Annotated in this window: 15 protein-coding genes; 14 read left to right on the forward strand and 1 reads right to left on the reverse strand. The window is 66.3% G+C overall.

Annotated features, from left to right (window positions below):
* Positions 1 to 258 precede the first annotated feature (258 nt).
* The 14 genes from pyrH to AC3WLE_RS20570 all read left to right on the forward strand — a co-directional run bounded on the left by pyrH (position 259) and on the right by AC3WLE_RS20570 (position 14,310).
* Positions 259 to 969 carry a UMP kinase gene (pyrH, locus tag AC3WLE_RS20505; RefSeq protein ID WP_010809599.1) on the forward strand — a complete coding sequence of 237 codons (711 nt, stop codon included), beginning with the start codon at positions 259 to 261 and terminating at the stop codon, positions 967 to 969.
* A gap of 110 nt (positions 970 to 1,079) precedes the next feature.
* The gene (gene frr, locus AC3WLE_RS20510; RefSeq protein WP_010809598.1) at positions 1,080 to 1,640 is read left to right on the forward strand and encodes a ribosome recycling factor; all 561 of its coding nucleotides are present in this window, start codon (positions 1,080 to 1,082) and stop codon (positions 1,638 to 1,640) included.
* A gap of 44 nt (positions 1,641 to 1,684) precedes the next feature.
* The gene (gene uppS, locus AC3WLE_RS20515; RefSeq protein WP_035815510.1) at positions 1,685 to 2,455 is read left to right on the forward strand and encodes a polyprenyl diphosphate synthase; all 771 of its coding nucleotides are present in this window, start codon (positions 1,685 to 1,687) and stop codon (positions 2,453 to 2,455) included.
* 36 nt (positions 2,456 to 2,491) lie between these two features.
* Positions 2,492 to 3,313 carry a phosphatidate cytidylyltransferase gene (locus AC3WLE_RS20520; protein WP_492317836.1) on the forward strand — a complete coding sequence of 274 codons (822 nt, stop codon included), beginning with the start codon at positions 2,492 to 2,494 and terminating at the stop codon, positions 3,311 to 3,313.
* 11 nt (positions 3,314 to 3,324) lie between these two features.
* Positions 3,325 to 4,506 (forward strand): 1-deoxy-D-xylulose-5-phosphate reductoisomerase, encoded by a 1,182-nt coding sequence (gene ispC, locus AC3WLE_RS20525; protein ID WP_492317835.1) that lies wholly within the window; start codon positions 3,325 to 3,327, stop codon positions 4,504 to 4,506.
* Positions 4,507 to 4,613: 107 nt separating this feature from the next.
* Positions 4,614 to 6,017: an RIP metalloprotease RseP gene (gene rseP, locus AC3WLE_RS20530; protein WP_492356856.1), complete on the forward strand. Its 1,404-nt coding sequence runs from the start codon at positions 4,614 to 4,616 to the stop codon at positions 6,015 to 6,017.
* Between the two features lie 100 nt (positions 6,018 to 6,117).
* Complete coding sequence (gene bamA, locus AC3WLE_RS20535; protein ID WP_231881344.1) at positions 6,118 to 8,451, forward strand: outer membrane protein assembly factor BamA; 2,334 nt, start codon at positions 6,118 to 6,120, stop codon at positions 8,449 to 8,451.
* A 23-nt stretch (positions 8,452 to 8,474) separates the two neighbouring features.
* The gene (locus AC3WLE_RS20540; protein WP_492317834.1) at positions 8,475 to 9,002 is read left to right on the forward strand and encodes an OmpH/Skp family outer membrane protein; all 528 of its coding nucleotides are present in this window, start codon (positions 8,475 to 8,477) and stop codon (positions 9,000 to 9,002) included.
* A 53-nt stretch (positions 9,003 to 9,055) separates the two neighbouring features.
* Positions 9,056 to 10,147, forward strand: coding sequence for a UDP-3-O-(3-hydroxymyristoyl)glucosamine N-acyltransferase (gene lpxD, locus AC3WLE_RS20545; protein ID WP_492317833.1), 1,092 nt, complete (start codon positions 9,056 to 9,058; stop codon positions 10,145 to 10,147).
* A 12-nt stretch (positions 10,148 to 10,159) separates the two neighbouring features.
* On the forward strand, positions 10,160 to 10,609 hold the full coding sequence (gene fabZ / locus AC3WLE_RS20550) for a 3-hydroxyacyl-ACP dehydratase FabZ (protein ID WP_010809590.1): 450 nt from the start codon (positions 10,160 to 10,162) through the stop codon (positions 10,607 to 10,609).
* A 134-nt stretch (positions 10,610 to 10,743) separates the two neighbouring features.
* Positions 10,744 to 11,547, forward strand: a complete 804-nt coding sequence (gene lpxA, locus AC3WLE_RS20555) for an acyl-ACP--UDP-N-acetylglucosamine O-acyltransferase (protein WP_340530707.1) — start codon at positions 10,744 to 10,746, stop codon at positions 11,545 to 11,547.
* Positions 11,548 to 11,634: 87 nt separating this feature from the next.
* A complete protein-coding gene (gene lpxB / locus AC3WLE_RS20560) occupies positions 11,635 to 12,768 on the forward strand; it encodes a lipid-A-disaccharide synthase (protein ID WP_371258342.1) in 1,134 nt (377 codons plus the stop codon).
* On the forward strand, positions 12,768 to 13,493 hold the full coding sequence (gene rnhB, locus AC3WLE_RS20565) for a ribonuclease HII (protein ID WP_492317832.1): 726 nt from the start codon (positions 12,768 to 12,770) through the stop codon (positions 13,491 to 13,493). Before lpxB ends, rnhB begins: the two co-directional genes overlap by 1 nt.
* Positions 13,494 to 13,527: 34 nt before the next feature.
* On the forward strand, positions 13,528 to 14,310 hold the full coding sequence (locus tag AC3WLE_RS20570) for a TrmH family RNA methyltransferase (protein WP_492356855.1): 783 nt from the start codon (positions 13,528 to 13,530) through the stop codon (positions 14,308 to 14,310).
* A 47-nt stretch (positions 14,311 to 14,357) separates the two neighbouring features.
* On the opposite strand, the gene ppsR is transcribed toward AC3WLE_RS20570, so the two are convergent.
* Positions 14,358 to 15,161 carry a posphoenolpyruvate synthetase regulatory kinase/phosphorylase PpsR gene (gene ppsR, locus AC3WLE_RS20575; RefSeq protein ID WP_010809585.1) on the reverse strand — a complete coding sequence of 268 codons (804 nt, stop codon included), beginning with the start codon at positions 15,159 to 15,161 and terminating at the stop codon, positions 14,358 to 14,360.
* Positions 15,162 to 15,301: the final 140 nt, after the last annotated feature.

Consider the following 15,301-nt stretch of genomic DNA (forward strand, 5'->3'; position numbering starts at 1 on the left):
GCGGACTGCCCGTTCGGGCTGGTCCGGGCGCCTATAATGCCGCAGGGGCGCCGTAAGGTGCCCCTCTGCATAAGTAGTGCGACGCTGCGCATGCCGCGTTGCACTGCAGCAGCCAGTTTCCGTGGTGGTCCGGCAGTCCGGGGCACCCCGAAAACCGGCTTTCTTCCGCCGGCGGCACGAGGATCCGTGCCGCCGGTGCCAAAACATACGTCTCAAGATCGTCTCAACCGAGCGATTTGCTCCTGTCCGAGGGTGAACATGCCAGCCTACAAGCGCGTCCTTCTGAAACTGTCCGGTGAAGCCCTGATGGGCGACGATGCCTTCGGCATCAACCGCTCCACCATCGAGGCGATGGTGAACGACATTGCCGAGATCGTGAAGCTCGGCGTGCAGGTCGCGGTGGTCATCGGCGGCGGCAACATCTTCCGCGGCGTCGCCGGCGGCGCCGCTGGCATGGACCGCGCCACTGCCGACTACATGGGCATGCTGGCCACCATGATGAACGCACTGGCGCTGCAGGACGCGATGCGCCACGCCAATATCGAAGGCCGCGTGCAGTCCGCGCTGCGCATGGACCAGGTGGTCGAGCCCTATATCCGCCCGCGCGCGATCCGCCAGCTGGAAGAGGGCAAGGTGGTGATCTTCGCCGCCGGCACCGGCAACCCGTTCTTCACCACCGACACCGCCGCCGCGCTGCGTGGCTCGGAAATCGGTGCCGAGGTCGTGCTCAAGGCGACCAAGGTGGACGGCGTGTACACCGCCGACCCCAAGAAGGACCCGAGCGCGACGCGCTACACCACCATCAGCTTCGACGAGGCCATCTCGCGCAATCTGCAAGTGATGGACGCCACCGCCTTCGCCCTGTGCCGCGACCAGAAGCTGCCGATCAGGGTGTTCTCGATCGTCAAGCCGGGCGCGCTCAAGCGCATCATCCTGGGCGAGGACGAAGGTACGCTGGTGCACGTCTGAGGCAGGGCGCCAGACGCCGGGCTGCTGGTATCCGGCCGGGCAAAGGGTAGAATGATTCATTTTCGATCCCCGCCAGGGGGATCATGGTTGGCTGATTTCCGGAGGTAAAAATGAGCGTCGCCGACACAAAGAAGAGCGTCGAGCAGAAAATGCAGAAGTCGATCGAAGCCTTCAAGGCCGATCTGGCGAAGATCCGCACTGGCCGTGCCCACACCGGCCTGCTCGACCACGTTCAGGTGGACTACTACGGCTCGATGGTTCCCATCAGCCAGGTCGCGGCAGTCGGCCTGGCCGATGCGCGTACCATTACGGTGCAGCCCTGGGAAAAGAAAATGGTGGGCGCGGTCGAGAAGGCCATCCGCGACTGCGACCTGGGCCTGAACCCGGCCACCATGGGTGAAGTGATCCGCGTGCCGATGCCCGCACTGACCGAAGAGCGCCGCAAGGAGCTGACCAAGGTCGTCAAGGGCGAGGCCGAGGGCGCCAAGGTTGCCGTGCGCAACCTGCGCCGCGATGCCAACGAGCAGTTCAAGAAGCTGGTCAAGGACAAGACCATCTCCGAGGACGACGAGCGCCGCGGCCAGGACGAAGTGCAGAAGCTGACCGACAAGTACGTGGCCGAGATCGACAAGATGGTCGCCGAGAAAGAGAAGGAGATCATGACGGTCTGACCCCGTCCCGGCATGGCCGGGGCAGTCAACGACCGTCTGCCATCATGCAGCACATCAGTTCAACGCTCGACGTACCCGATACCTCCTACGTCCCCCGCCACGTTGCCATCATCATGGACGGCAACGGCCGCTGGGCGACCCAGCGGCACCTGCCGCGCGTTGCCGGGCACACCCGGGGGCTGGACGCGGTGCGCGCGGTGGTGGAAGCCAGCGCCGCCCGCGGCGTGCAGTTCCTGACGCTGTTCGCCTTCAGTTCCGAGAACTGGCGGCGCCCGGCGGACGAGGTCTCGTTCCTGATGCGGCTGTTCATGATGGCCCTGCGGCGCGAAGTGGTGAAGATGCACGCCAACAACATCCGGCTGCGGGTGGTGGGCGACCTGGACCGCTTCAGCCCCCGCATCCAGCAGCTGATCCGCGATGCCGAGGCGCGCACGGCCGGCAACACCGGCCTGACCGTGACCATCGCCGCCAACTACGGCGGCCGCTGGGACCTGCTGCAGGCCATGCGCAAGATGCTGGCGCGCTCGCCCATGCTCGACCCGGCCTCGATCGACGAATCGGTGCTGGCGCCGCACCTGGCGATGGCCTATGCGCCGGAGCCGGATCTGTTCATCCGCACCGGCGGCGAACAGCGCATCAGCAACTTCCTGCTGTGGCAGCTGGCGTATTCCGAGTTGTATTTCACCGACGTTTTCTGGCCGGATTTCGACGCCGCGGAACTGGACAAGGCCTTCGCCTCGTACCGCCAGCGCGAACGCCGTTTCGGCCGCACCAGCGCACAGCTGGTCGCCCCGGGACTATCGGGTACGGCCTGAGCCTGGCTACTCCAACCTCTCACGGGACTGCAGCGCATGCTCCTCACCCGCGTCATCACCGCCCTGTGCCTGTTGCTGCTGATCCTGCCAATCCTGTTCCTGGCGCCGCCCGCGGCTCTGGCCGGGCTGGTGGCCGTGATCGTGCTGCTGGCCGGCTGGGAATTCGGCCGCCTGATCGGGCTGCGCGGGCCGTGGCCCTATGTCTATGCGCTGGCGTGCCTGATCGCGGCCATTGCCTGGCATGACCTGCCGCTGCGCCACGCCACCACCTGGCTGCTCGAAGCCGCGGTAGTCTGCTGGGGCGTTGCAGTGCTGCTGCTGGCGCGCGGTGTGCGCACCGCGACGCCGTCGTTTACCGCCCTGGGCGCGGTGCTGGGACTGGTGATGCTGCCCGCGTTCGCCCATGCCACCATGATCCTGCGCGGCGCCGGCATCGGCGTGCTGCTGACCGCGGCCGTGCTGGTGTGGGCGGCCGACATCGGCGCGTATTTCACCGGCAAGGCCATCGGCCGGCGCAAGCTGGCGCCTGGCATCAGCCCGGGCAAGTCGTGGGAGGGCGCCATCGGCGGCTGGCTGCTGGCGCTGGTGATCGGCCTGGCGCTCGCCGCCACCCATGCCTTTGCCCCGACCTGGTTCTCCGCGATGGGCGATCGCGGCGGGCTGGCCTACGTGGCGGTGCTGACCACGCTGCTGGTCGCCGCGAGCGTGGTCGGCGACCTGTTCGAATCGCTGCTCAAGCGCCAGGTCGGCAAGAAGGACAGCAGCCGGCTGCTGCCCGGCCATGGCGGCGTGCTGGACCGCATCGACGCCTTGCTGCCGGTGTTCCCGCTGGCGGCCCTGATGCTGATTTTTCTCTGAAGCCGTCTGCTATGCATCGGATTACCATCCTGGGCGCCACCGGCTCCATTGGCGAAAGCACGCTCGACGTCGTCAGGCGCCATGCCGACCGCTATGCGGTGCATGCGCTGACCGCCCACCGGCAGGTGCGCAAGCTGGCTGACCAGTGCGTTGAATTCCGCCCGGCCCGCGCCGTGGTGGGGACCGCCGAGGCAGCGCGCGAACTGGAAACCCTGCTGCGCGATGCCGGCGTGAAGACCGAGGTCAGCCACGGCGAAGCCGCGCTGGAATCCGTGGCCGCCGATGCGCAGACCGATTCGGTGATGGCCGCCATCGTCGGCGCCGCCGGCCTGCGCCCGACGCTGGCGGCAGCACGTGCCGGCAAGCGCGTGCTGCTGGCCAACAAGGAAGCGCTAGTGATGTCCGGGCGCATCTTCATGGATGCGGTGCGCGAGCACGGCGCCACCTTGCTGCCGATCGACAGCGAGCACAACGCCATCTTCCAGTGCCTGCCGGCCGACGATCCGCGCTACGGCAGGGGCGTTGCCAGGGTGCTGCTGACCGCGTCGGGCGGGCCGTTCCGCACGCGCGACCCGGCCACGCTGCACGATATCTCCCCCGACCAGGCCTGCGCCCATCCCAACTGGGTCATGGGCCGCAAGATCTCGGTCGATTCCGCCACCATGATGAACAAGGGCCTCGAAGTTATCGAGGCGCACTGGCTGTTCGGCGCCCCCGCCGAGCGCATCGAGGTACTGATCCATCCGCAGAGCATCGTGCATTCGATGGTGGCCTACACCGACGGCTCGGTGCTGGCGCAACTGGGCAACCCGGACATGCGCACGCCGATCGCCTATGGCCTGGCGTATCCGGAACGGATCGATGCGGGGGTCACGCCGCTGGACCTGACCGTGGCAGGAGGCTTGCATTTCGAGAAGCCGGACCTGGTGCGCTTCCCCTGCCTGGGTCTGGCTTTCGATGCATTGCGCGCCGGCGGTGTGGCGCCGGCGGCCCTCAATGCAGCCAACGAGGTGGCGGTCGAGGCATTCCTGGGCGGCAAAGTGCGCTTCACGGACATTGCCGATATCGTCCGGCAGGTGCTTGAAGCGACACTTCAGGGGCCTGCCGATACGCTCGAAGCGGTGCTGTCAGCCGACGCGCTGGCGCGCGAGGCGGCACGCGCGGGCGTGGCCGCCCTGGCTGCAAAGCGCTGATCCGGCGGGTCGGCTTGCCGCATCTGCGACAATAGCGGCTGCGGCGCCCCCGGATCCCCCGGGGCCCGGCGCGCCAGTCCAGCCATCGTTACCGACGTCCCGACTCCATGCAAACCGTACTCGCTTTCATCGTTGCCCTGTGCGTGCTGATCTATGTGCACGAAATGGGGCACTACCTCGCCGCGCGTGCCTGCGGCGTGAAGGTGCTGCGTTTCTCGATCGGCTTCGGGCGGCCCTTGCTGCGCTGGATTTCAAACAGCCGCGACCGGACCGAATGGACGGTGGCGGCGATCCCGCTGGGCGGCTACGTCAAGATGCTGGACGAGCGCGAGGTCGATCCCGAGCGCGACACGCCGATCGACCCGGCCGACCTGCCGCGGGCTTTCAACCGCCAGCCGGTCGGCAAGCGCTTCGTGATCGTGGCGGCCGGCCCGCTGGCCAATTTTGCACTGGCAATCGTGCTGTATTTCGCGCTCTTTGCCGGCGGCATGCGCGAGCCCGTGCCGGTGGTGGCGGCGCCCGCGGCCGGCACCATGGCGGCGCAGGCCGGCGTGCGCGAAGGCGACCGGGTGCTGTCGCTGACCGCCAATGACCATACCGAAGCGGTGCGCTCCTGGAATGACCTGCGCATGGCCGTATTCGCCGAGGGCTTTGGCGATGCGCGCGCCGTGCTGCGCGTGCGCGGCGCCGACGGGGCCGAGCGCGACGTAACGCTGCCGCGCCTGCCCAATACCGGCGGCAATCCCGAGCAGGATCCGCTGGCCACGCTGGGCCTGAACCTGAAGGGCGGGCCGGTGACGATTACCGAGGTGCTGCCGGACTCGGCCGCAGAGCGCGCCGGACTGAAAAAGGACGACCGCATCGTTGCCTGGCAGGGCAGCCCGCTCACGCAGGCCAGCGCGCTGATCAAGGCGGTGCGCAGCCAGCCCGGCCAGACCGTGACCCTGGGCATCGAGCGCGACGGCAAGCGCCTGGACGTGCCGGTGACGCTAGACACCGCCGTGGCGCGCGATGGCGCCAAGGACGCGAGCGGCGCCACCGCGGCGCCGGCGGGCAAGCTCGGCGCGGCGCTCAGCCAGGCGGTGCAGATGGAAACCGTGCGCTACCGGCCGGACCAGGCGCTGGCGCGTGCGGCCGGCCAGGTCTGGGACACCAGCGCGCTCTCGCTCAAGCTGCTGGGCAAGATGCTGGTGGGGCAGGCTTCGCTGCAGAACCTGAGCGGCCCGCTGACCGTGGCGGACTACGCGGGGCGTGCCGCAAACCTGGGCCTGCAGGCCTTTGTCAGCTTCCTGGCACTGGTCAGCGTAAGCCTTGGTGTACTCAATTTGTTACCCATTCCGGTTCTGGATGGGGGGCATTTGCTGTATTATTGCGTGGAATTTTTGACTGGCCGGCCCGTCCCAGACCACTGGCAGGCAATGCTGCAGAAGGTTGGCATCGCCTGCATCTTGCTCCTGACTTCGCTCGCTTTGTTCAATGACGTCAGCCGAATGTTTCTGGCGAACGGCTAGAAACGTGTATCGGCAAGGGGGCGGTGGTGTCGTCGGGCACCGTCGCCAGGGACGCCATTTGCCAGGCGCAGTCCAATAAGGCATCGGAGCGCAATCCTGGATGGAATCAAAGAGGGGATCAACATTGATCAGACATAAGCGCATTTCGCTGGGCTTGCTGGCGAGTGCCGTTATTGCAGCCTGGAGCCCGGCGGGCTGGGCTGCCGATCCGTTCGTCGTCAGGGACATCCGCGTTGAGGGCCTGCAACGCGTCGAGCCGGGTACCGTGTTTGGCTACCTGCCGGTGCGCGTCGGTGAGACCTTCACCGATGACAAGGGCGCCGACGCCATCCGTGCCCTCTACAATACCGGCTTCTTCAAGGACGTGCAGATCCGCGCCGAGGAAGGCGTGCTGGTGGTCCAGGTCGAAGAGCGGCCGGCGATCTCGCAGCTCGAATTCGTCGGCATCAAGGAATTCGACAAGGACACGCTGCGCCGTTCGCTGCGTGCCGTTGGCGTGGCCGAAGCCCGTTACTACGACAAGGCACTGATCGACAAGGCCGAGCAGGAGCTCAAGCGCCAGTACGTCGCGCGCGGCTACTATGCCGCCGACGTGCAGACCACGATCACGCCGGTGGACCGCAACCGCGTCTCGGTCGTGTTCAACGTGGATGAAGGCCCGGTCGCCAAGATCCGCCAGATCAATATCGTCGGCAACAAGGCCTTCAAGGAAGGCACGCTGCGCGACGAAATGCAGCTGTCCACGCCGAACTGGCTGTCCTGGTACACCAAGAACGACCTGTATTCCAAGCAGAAGCTGACCGCCGACCTGGAAGCGCTGCGCTCGTTCTACCTGAACCGCGGCTACCTGGAGTTCGCGATCGAGTCGACCCAGGTGTCGATCACCCCGGACAAGAAGGACATCTTCCTGACGCTGAACATCAAGGAAGGCGACCAGTACAAGGTGTCCGATGTGCGCCTGGCGGGCGAGCTGCTCGGCAAGCAGGAGGAAATGGAAAAACTGCTGCAGCTGAAGAAGGGCGATATTTTCTCGTCCGAGAAGCTGACGCAGAGCACCAAGGCCATCACCGACCTGCTGGGCACCTACGGCTACGCGTTCACCACCATCAACCCGCAACCGCAGATCGACAAGGAAAAGCGTGAAGTCGCGCTGACCCTGATGGTCGACCCGGGCCGCCGCGTCTACGTGCGCCGCGTCAACGTGGTGGGCAACAGCAAGACCCGCGACGAAGTGGTGCGCCGCGAGATGCGCCAGATGGAAAGCTCGTGGTTCGACAGCGAGAAGCTCACGCAGTCGCAAGCCCGTATCAACCGTACCGGCTACTTCACCGACACCAACATCACCACCGAAGACGTGCCGGGCGCGCCCGACCAGGTCGATGTGAACGTCAACGTGACTGAAAAGCCGACCGGCCAGATCAGCCTGGGCGTGGGCTTCTCGTCCACCGACAAGCTGGTGCTGCAGGCCGGCCTGCGCCAGGACAACGTGTTCGGCTCCGGCACCAGCCTGGGCCTGGACGTGAACACCGCCAAGTCGTTCCGTACCATCGCGCTGACGCAGTACGACCCGTATTTCACGGTGGACGGCATCAGCCGCTCGACCGACATCTACTACCGTACTTCGCGCCCGCTGTACTACACCGGCGACCAGGACTACAAGATCGTGTCCGCCGGCGGTGGCTTCAAGTTCGGCGTGCCGTTCTCGGAAGTCGATACGGTGTTCTTCGGCATCGGCTATGAACGGACCCAGGTGTATACGTCGGTCAACACGCCGAGCCAGTACACCGACTGGCTGAACAAGATCGGCAAGAGCTCCGGCGACGGCATCAACAACTTCCCGTTCACCATCGGCTGGGCACGTGACCGCCGCGACAGCGCGCTGGTGCCGACCAAGGGACCGTACACCCAGGCCAACCTGGAAGTCGGGCTGCCGGGCGGCGATACGCAGTACTACCGCGCCAGCGTGCAGCAGCAGTACTTCTATCCGATCTCGAAGTCCTTCACGCTGGCACTGAACGGCGAAGTCGCTTACGGCCACGGCTACGGCAACACGCCGTTCCCGGTGTTCAAGTACTTCTACGCCGGTGGTATCGGCTCGGTGCGCGGCTACCAGACCAGCACGCTGGGCCCGAAGGACCAGAATGGCAACCCGGTGGGTGGTGCCTCGAAGATGATCGGCAACGTCGAGTTCATCTTCCCGCTGCCGGGCTCGGGCGTGGACCGCACGCTGCGCCTGTTCACGTTCTTTGACTTCGGTAATGTCTACCAGGAAGGTCAGCCGCTGAGCTTCAGCGAGCTGAAGTACTCGACCGGCTTCGGCATGTCGTGGTTGTCGCCGATTGGCCCGCTGAAGATCAGCATGGGCTTCCCGCTCAATCGCGACACCAACGACAAGGTCCAGCGCTTCCAGTTCCAGATCGGCACGGCATTCTGATTCTGATAAAGGATCTGTTTCAAATGATTACAACATCCAAGCTGGTCAAATCCCTGGGCGCCGCCGCGCTCGCCACGGCTGCCCTCTGCGCAGCGGCGCCGGCCTCGGCCCAGGAGGCGCGCATTGCGGCCGTGAACTCCGAACGCATCCTGCGCGACTCGCAGCCGGCCAAGGCTGCCCAGGTCAAGCTGGAGCAGGAATTCTCCAAGCGCGACCGCGAACTGCAGGACATGGCCCAGAAGATCAAGGGCATGGCCGACAAGCTCGACAAGGACACGGCCGTGCTGGCCGACTCCGACCGCCAGCGCCGCCAGCGCGAAGTGGCCGACCTTGACCGCGAGTTCCAGCGCAAGCAGCGCGAGTTCCGCGAGGACCTGAACCAGCGCCGCAATGAAGAGCTGGCACAGGTGCTGGAGCGCGCCAACCGCGTGATCCGCCAGCTGGCCGAGCAGCGCAAGTACGACCTGATCGTGCAGGAAGCGGTGTACGTGAACCCGCGCATCGACATCACCGACGACGTGATGAAGGCGCTGAACGCCGGCGCCCGCTAAGCCGCACCGGTTCTCACGTTCTTTCGTCTTTCGTTTTTTTAGGAAGTACCGCCATGCAGACACCCACACTGGGTCAGCTCGCCACCGAGAACGGCGCGCAGGTTGTGGGTGACCCCGACCTGGCGATCGTCGGCCTGGCCCCCCTGGACCAGGCCGGACCGGGCGAGCTCTCGTTCCTGTCCAATCCGCTCTACCTGCAGCAGGCGCTGGATTCGCAGGCCGGCGCCGTGATTGTCTCGGCAGCCGACCTCGAGCGCGTTCGCGCCGAGGGCAGGGCCGACGGCCGCAACTGGCTGGTGGCGCGCAATCCCTACGTATGCTTTGCCCGCGTGGCGCAGCGTTTTGACCGCGCCGCCAACACCGATACCCGCACCGGCATCGATCCGCGCGCGACCGTGGCGCCTGACGCGGTGGTGCCGGCTTCGTGCTACATCGGCCCCAACGTGGTGATCGAGCGCGGCGCGCGCCTGGGCGAGCGCGTGCGCATCCTGGCCAACGGCTATGTCGGCGCGCAGGCGGAGATCGGTGACGATTCGCTGCTCCATGCCAACGTTTCGGTCTACCACGGTTGCGTGGTCGGCGCCCGCGCCATCCTGCACAGCGGCGTGGTGATCGGCGCGGACGGCTTTGGCTTTGCGCCGGACATCAGCGCAACCGGCGTGGAATACGTAAAGATCCCGCAAACGGGACGCGCGGTGCTGGGCAATGACGTGGAGGTCGGCGCCAATACGGCAATCGACCGCGGCGCCATGGCCGACACCGTGATCGAGGACGGCTGCAAGATCGACAACCAGGTCCAGATCGCGCATAACGTGCGCGTCGGGGCCCATACGGTCATCGCTGGCTGCGCCGCGGTATCGGGCAGCACGCGCATCGGGCGCTTCTGCGTGATCGGCGGGGCGGCCAATTTTTCCGGCCACCTGAATATTGCCGACCGCACCACGGTGTCGGGCGGCACCTCGATCACCAAATCCATTACCAAGCCCGGGGGGCATTTCACCAGCGTCTTCCCGTTCCTGCCGCACGGCGAGTGGGAGCGCAATGCAGCCATCGTGCGCGGCCTGACCAGGCTGCGCGAACGGGTGGTGGCGCTGGAACGCCGCCTGCGCGGCCAGGCCGCCGGGTCCCAACCCTCACAAGACTAAAGAGAAATCATCATGAGCGCGGCCGAAATCGATATCCGCAAGATCCTCAAACTGCTGCCGCACCGGTACCCGTTCCTGCTGGTGGACCGCGTGCTGGAGTTCGAGGCGCAGAAGCGGATCAAGACGCTGAAGAATGTCACCATCAACGAACCGTACTTCCAGGGTCATTTCCCGGAACAGCCGGTGATGCCGGGCGTGATGATCCTGGAGGCGCTGGCGCAGTCGGCCGGCCTGCTGACCTTCGGCGCCGACATGGAGCGCAAGGAAGGCGCGCTGTACTACTTTGTCGGCATCGACGGGGCCCGCTTCAAGCAGGTGGTGTACCCGGGCGACCAGCTGCACATGAACGTGACAGTCGAACGCTATATCCGCGGCATCTGGAAGTTCAAGGCGTTCGCCACGGTGGACGACAAGGTGGCCTGCGAGGCGGAGCTGATGTGCACCGTGAAGCAGGCCGAGTGAGGCCGCCCGCGGCCGGCGGCAGCGCCGCCGGCTGACTGCCGCGCCCCCGTGCAGCGGGGGCAAGCGGCCCGGACGGGAACCATTGCCCCGCGCATTGGCCCATCCTTCACCAGACACACCAAAGGACAGGACGTATGACGCAAATCCACCCCACCGCGCTGGTCGACCCGAAAGCAGAGCTGGCATCCGACGTGACCGTCGGCCCGTTCTCCATCGTCGGCCCCAACGTGCGGATCGGCAGCGGCACCCGGGTCGGCTCGCATACGACGGTCGAGGGTTACACCACGATCGGCGAGGGCAACACGATCGGTCCTTACGCATCGGTCGGCGGCGTGCCGCAGGACATGAAGTACCGCAACGAGCCGACCCGGCTCGAGATCGGCGACCGCAACACCATCCGCGAATTCACCACGATCCACACCGGCACGGTGCAGGACCGCGGCCTGACCAGCCTCGGCAACGACAACTGGATCATGGCCTACGTGCATATCGCGCATGACTGCACGGTCGGCAACCACACCGTGTTTTCCAGCAACGCGCAGATCGCCGGCCACGTTGAAGTGGGCGACTGGGCGATCCTGGGCGGCATGAGCGGCGTGCACCAGTACGTGCGCATCGGCGCCCATGCGATGCTGGGCGGCGCCTCGGCGCTGGTGCAGGACGTGCCGCCGTTCGTGATCGCCGCCAGCGACAAGAGCGGCAACAAGGCCACGCCGCACGGCGTCAACGTCGAGGGGCTGCGCCGCCGCGGCTTCGACGCGGGCCAGATCGCCGCGCTGCGCCAGGCTTACAAGCTGCTTTACAAGTCCGACCTCAGCTTCGATGAGGCGCGCAACGAGATCACTGCCTTGCTGGGCCAGTCCGATGCCGGCACCGCGGCGCCGCTGCGCGCGTTCGTCGACTTCCTTGCCGCCACCCAGCGCGGCATCGTACGCTGAGACCGGACCGCAATGGTCGACGCCGCAATTCGGGGTGGCTTGCCCACAGGCAACGGTAGCGCTGCGGACAAGCGCGGCACCATCGCCATGGTCGCCGGCGAGGCCTCGGGCGACCTGCTGGCATCGTTGATGATGGGCGGGCTGCAGTCCCGCCTGGGCGATACGGTCGAGTACGCCGGCATCGGCGGCAAGCGCATGATGGCGCAGGGCTTCACCTCGCGCTGGCCGATGGAAACACTGTCGGTCAACGGCTATGTCGAGGTCCTGGGCTCGCTGCGCGAGATCCTGGCCACGCGGCGCGCGGTGCGCGACTGGCTGCTGGCCAATCCGCCGCAATGCTTTATCGGGGTTGACGCCCCGGACTTCAATTTCGGCCTGGAAGTGCCGCTGCGCCGTGCCGGCATCCCGGTGGTGCATTTTGTCAGCCCGTCGATCTGGGCCTGGCGCGGCGGGCGCATCCGCACCATCGCGCGCGCGGTGGACCACATCCTGTGCCTGTTCCCGTTCGAGCCGGAGATCTACGCCAAGGCCGGCATCCCGGCCACCTACGTGGGCCATCCGCTGGCTGACGTGATCCCGATGGTGCCCGACGTCGCCGGCGCGCGCGCCGAACTCGGCCTGCCGGCCGGGCACCGCATCGTCGCCGTGCTGCCGGGCAGCCGCCAGTCCGAAGTGCGCAACCTCGGCGCCACCTTCTTTGCCGCCATGGCTCGCATGCAGCGCATGGACCCGAACCTGGCGTTCGTGCTGCCGGTGGCGAGCGCGCAGCTGCGCGGCATCGTCGAGGAACTGCACGCGCAGTATCCAGAACTGCGCCTGACCATCGTCGACGGCAAGTCGCACCAGGCGATGGAGGCGGCCGACGTGGTGCTGCTGGCCAGCGGCACCGCCACGCTGGAAGCGGCGCTGTACAAGAAGCCCATGGTGATCTCGTACAAGGTGCCCTGGCTGACCGCGCAGATCATGAAGCGGCAGGGTTACCTGCCGTACGTGGGATTGCCTAATATCCTTTCAGGGCGCTTCGTCGTGCCGGAACTGCTGCAGGACGATGCCACGCCCGAGGCGCTGGCCCGCGAAACGCTGCTGCAGCTCAACGACGAGGGCAACACCGCCTTCCTCTACGAGCATTTCACCCGCATGCACGAGACGCTGAAGTGCAATACCGCGCAACTGGCCGCCGATGTGGTGGTGGATCTGATGCACAGCCGGGGGACCGTCTGATGGCGCGCCGCAATGCCGCTTCTCCCCAGATGGGCCTCGATCTCGCCCCGGCCGCTGCCGCCGTGCAGCGCCTGTGCGGCGTTGACGAAGCGGGCCGCGGCCCGCTGGCCGGGCCGGTCTATGCCGCCGCGGTGATCCTGGACCCGAAGCGTCCGATTCGCGGCTTGGCCGACTCCAAGATACTGACTGCCGCCAAGCGCGAGCAGCTCTACGAAAAGATCTGCGAACGCGCGCTGGGCTGGCATATCGCCTTTGCCACGGTCGAGGAGATCGATACGCTCAACATCCTGCACGCGAGCATGCTGGCAATGCAGCGTGCCGTGCAGGGGCTGGCCGCCAGCGGCATCGTGCCGGACCTGGTGCAGGTCGATGGCAATCGTTGCCCGCAGGTGCCGTTCCCGGTCGAAGCCATTGTCCAGGGCGATGCGCTGGTCAAGGCGATCTCGGCGGCGTCGATCCTGGCCAAGGTGGCGCGCGACCGCGAGCTGAAGGTGCTGCACGAGCGCTATCCGCAGTACGGCTTCGATTCGCACGTCGGCTACGGCACGCCGCAGCATCTGGCTGCGCTGGCCGAGTTCGGCGCCACGCCGCACCACCGCCGTTCGTTTGCGCCCGTGCGCGAGGCGCTGCAGCAGCGGCCCATGTTCACCGCGGTGGCCGAAGTTACCGAAGTCATCGAAGTCACCGGGGCCAGCGCCTCGGTATCGGTCACGGTCGCGCCCTGAGGGGCAACCGGCGTATCCCGACAATTCCCGCATCGTGAAGCACGTCACCTCGCGCGACAACGCGCTGTTCAAGCATCTGAAGGCCTTGGCCACTTCCACGCACCAGCGCCGCAAGGCAGGGCAGTCGCTGCTCGACGGCGTGCACCTGGCGCAGGCCTATGTGGCCGCGCGCGGCCAGCCCGTCACCTGCGTGGTGTCGGAACGGCACTACGACCATGCCGAGGTGGCGCCGGTGCTGGCGCTGATCGAGGCCGAGCGCGTGGTGGTGCTGGCCGATGCACTGTTCACGCAGATCTGCGGCGTGGTCAATGGCATCGATCTGATGCTGGTGATCGAGACGCCGGTCGGGCATCTGCCTGCGCGCATCGAGCAGGACTGCATCATCCTGGACGGGGTGCAGGATGCCGGCAATGTCGGCTCGATCCTGCGCAGCGCCGCCGCCGCCGGCATCCAGCATGCCTTCCTTGCCACCGGCTGTGCCTTTGCCTGGTCGGTCAAGACGCTGCGTGCCGGCATGGGTGCCAACTTTCACCTGAATATCGTCGAGCACTGCACGCTTGAGTCGCTTGCGCCGCGCCTCGCGGTGCCGCTGCTGGCGACTTCGTCGCACGCCGATGCCGCGGTATTCGAAACCGACCTGCGCGGGCCGGTGGCCTGGGTGGTCGGCAACGAGGGGGCAGGGGTCAGCGAGGCCTGGATGGCGCACGTCACGCGCAAGGTGGGAATCCCGCAACCGGGCGGGCTGGAATCGCTGAATGTGGCGGCGGCGACCGCCATCTGCCTGTTCGAGGCAGTGCGCCAGCGGCGCGCCGCCTGAGGCTCTCCGGCAGTGCAAAAAAAGCGGCCTGAGCGGCCGCTTTTTGCTTAGTAGTTGTCGCGATCGACCTTGATCTCCTGCAGGATCGTGGTCGCGATTTCCTCAATGGACTTGTGCGTCGACGACAGCCATTTGATGCCTTCGCGCCGCATCATGGCCTCGGCTTCGTTGACCTCGTAGCGGCAGTTTTCCAGCGCCGCGTACTTGCTGCCGGGGCGGCGCTCGTTGCGGATCTCGGTCAGGCGCTGCGGATCGATCGACAGGCCGAAGATCTTCGGCTTGAACGCATACAACGCCGACGGCAGCCGGCCGCGCTCGAAATCGTCGGGGATCAGCGGGTAATTGGCCGCCTTCAGCCCGTATTGCATGGCCAGGTAGAGGCTGGTCGGGGTCTTGCCGCTGCGCGACACGCCCACCAGGATCACATCGGCTTCTTCCAGGTTCTTGTGTGACTGGCCGTCATCATGCGCCAGCGAGAAGTTGATCGCCTCGATCCGGTTTTTGTAAGCCTCTGTATCAGCGTTCTGGTGGAAGCGGCCGATGGCGTGAGTCGACTTCAGTCCCAGTTCTTTCTCAAGCGGCTCGATGAAGGTCTGGAACATGTCCAGGATCATCGCCTTGGCGCGGCGCAGTGCCTTGTTCGCTTCCTGGTTGACCAGGGTGGTGAAGACGATGGGCGGCACGCCTTCGTTGTGGAATGCCTCATTGATCTTGCCGACGGCGATATGTGCCTTTTCCGGGGTATCGACGAAGGGCATGCGCACCTTGCGGAAGCGCATCTCGAACTGGGCCAGGATGGAGTGGCTGAACGTCTCCGCCGTGATGCCGGTGCCATCCGAGACGATGAACACGGTGCGGACCGCAGGGCGCTCGCTGGCCTGGGGCGCGGGAGCGGAGGGGGATTCAGGCTGCGTTCCAGGCTGGGACCCGGGCGTCGCCGTTCCGGGCGCTTCTGGCAGGGACATGGGGATGGCGCAATAAATAAATAGAT

This window comes from Cupriavidus sp. FW306-1B-F12B (genome assembly GCF_058781795.1).

Coding starts and splice junctions, on each gene's coding strand:
- pyrH (WP_010809599.1), top strand. CDS start 259: ATGCCAGCCTACAAGCGCGTCCTTCTGAAACTGTCCGGTGAAGCCCTG.
- lpxB (WP_371258342.1), top strand. CDS start 11,635: ATGGTCGCCGGCGAGGCCTCGGGCGACCTGCTGGCATCGTTGATGATG.
- bamA (WP_231881344.1), top strand. CDS start 6,118: ATGGAATCAAAGAGGGGATCAACATTGATCAGACATAAGCGCATTTCG.
- rseP (WP_492356856.1), top strand. CDS start 4,614: ATGCAAACCGTACTCGCTTTCATCGTTGCCCTGTGCGTGCTGATCTAT.
- AC3WLE_RS20540 (WP_492317834.1), top strand. CDS start 8,475: ATGATTACAACATCCAAGCTGGTCAAATCCCTGGGCGCCGCCGCGCTC.
- frr (WP_010809598.1), top strand. CDS start 1,080: ATGAGCGTCGCCGACACAAAGAAGAGCGTCGAGCAGAAAATGCAGAAG.
- uppS (WP_035815510.1), top strand. CDS start 1,685: ATGCAGCACATCAGTTCAACGCTCGACGTACCCGATACCTCCTACGTC.
- lpxA (WP_340530707.1), top strand. CDS start 10,744: ATGACGCAAATCCACCCCACCGCGCTGGTCGACCCGAAAGCAGAGCTG.
- fabZ (WP_010809590.1), top strand. CDS start 10,160: ATGAGCGCGGCCGAAATCGATATCCGCAAGATCCTCAAACTGCTGCCG.
- AC3WLE_RS20520 (WP_492317836.1), top strand. CDS start 2,492: ATGCTCCTCACCCGCGTCATCACCGCCCTGTGCCTGTTGCTGCTGATC.
- lpxD (WP_492317833.1), top strand. CDS start 9,056: ATGCAGACACCCACACTGGGTCAGCTCGCCACCGAGAACGGCGCGCAG.
- ispC (WP_492317835.1), top strand. CDS start 3,325: ATGCATCGGATTACCATCCTGGGCGCCACCGGCTCCATTGGCGAAAGC.
- rnhB (WP_492317832.1), top strand. CDS start 12,768: ATGGCGCGCCGCAATGCCGCTTCTCCCCAGATGGGCCTCGATCTCGCC.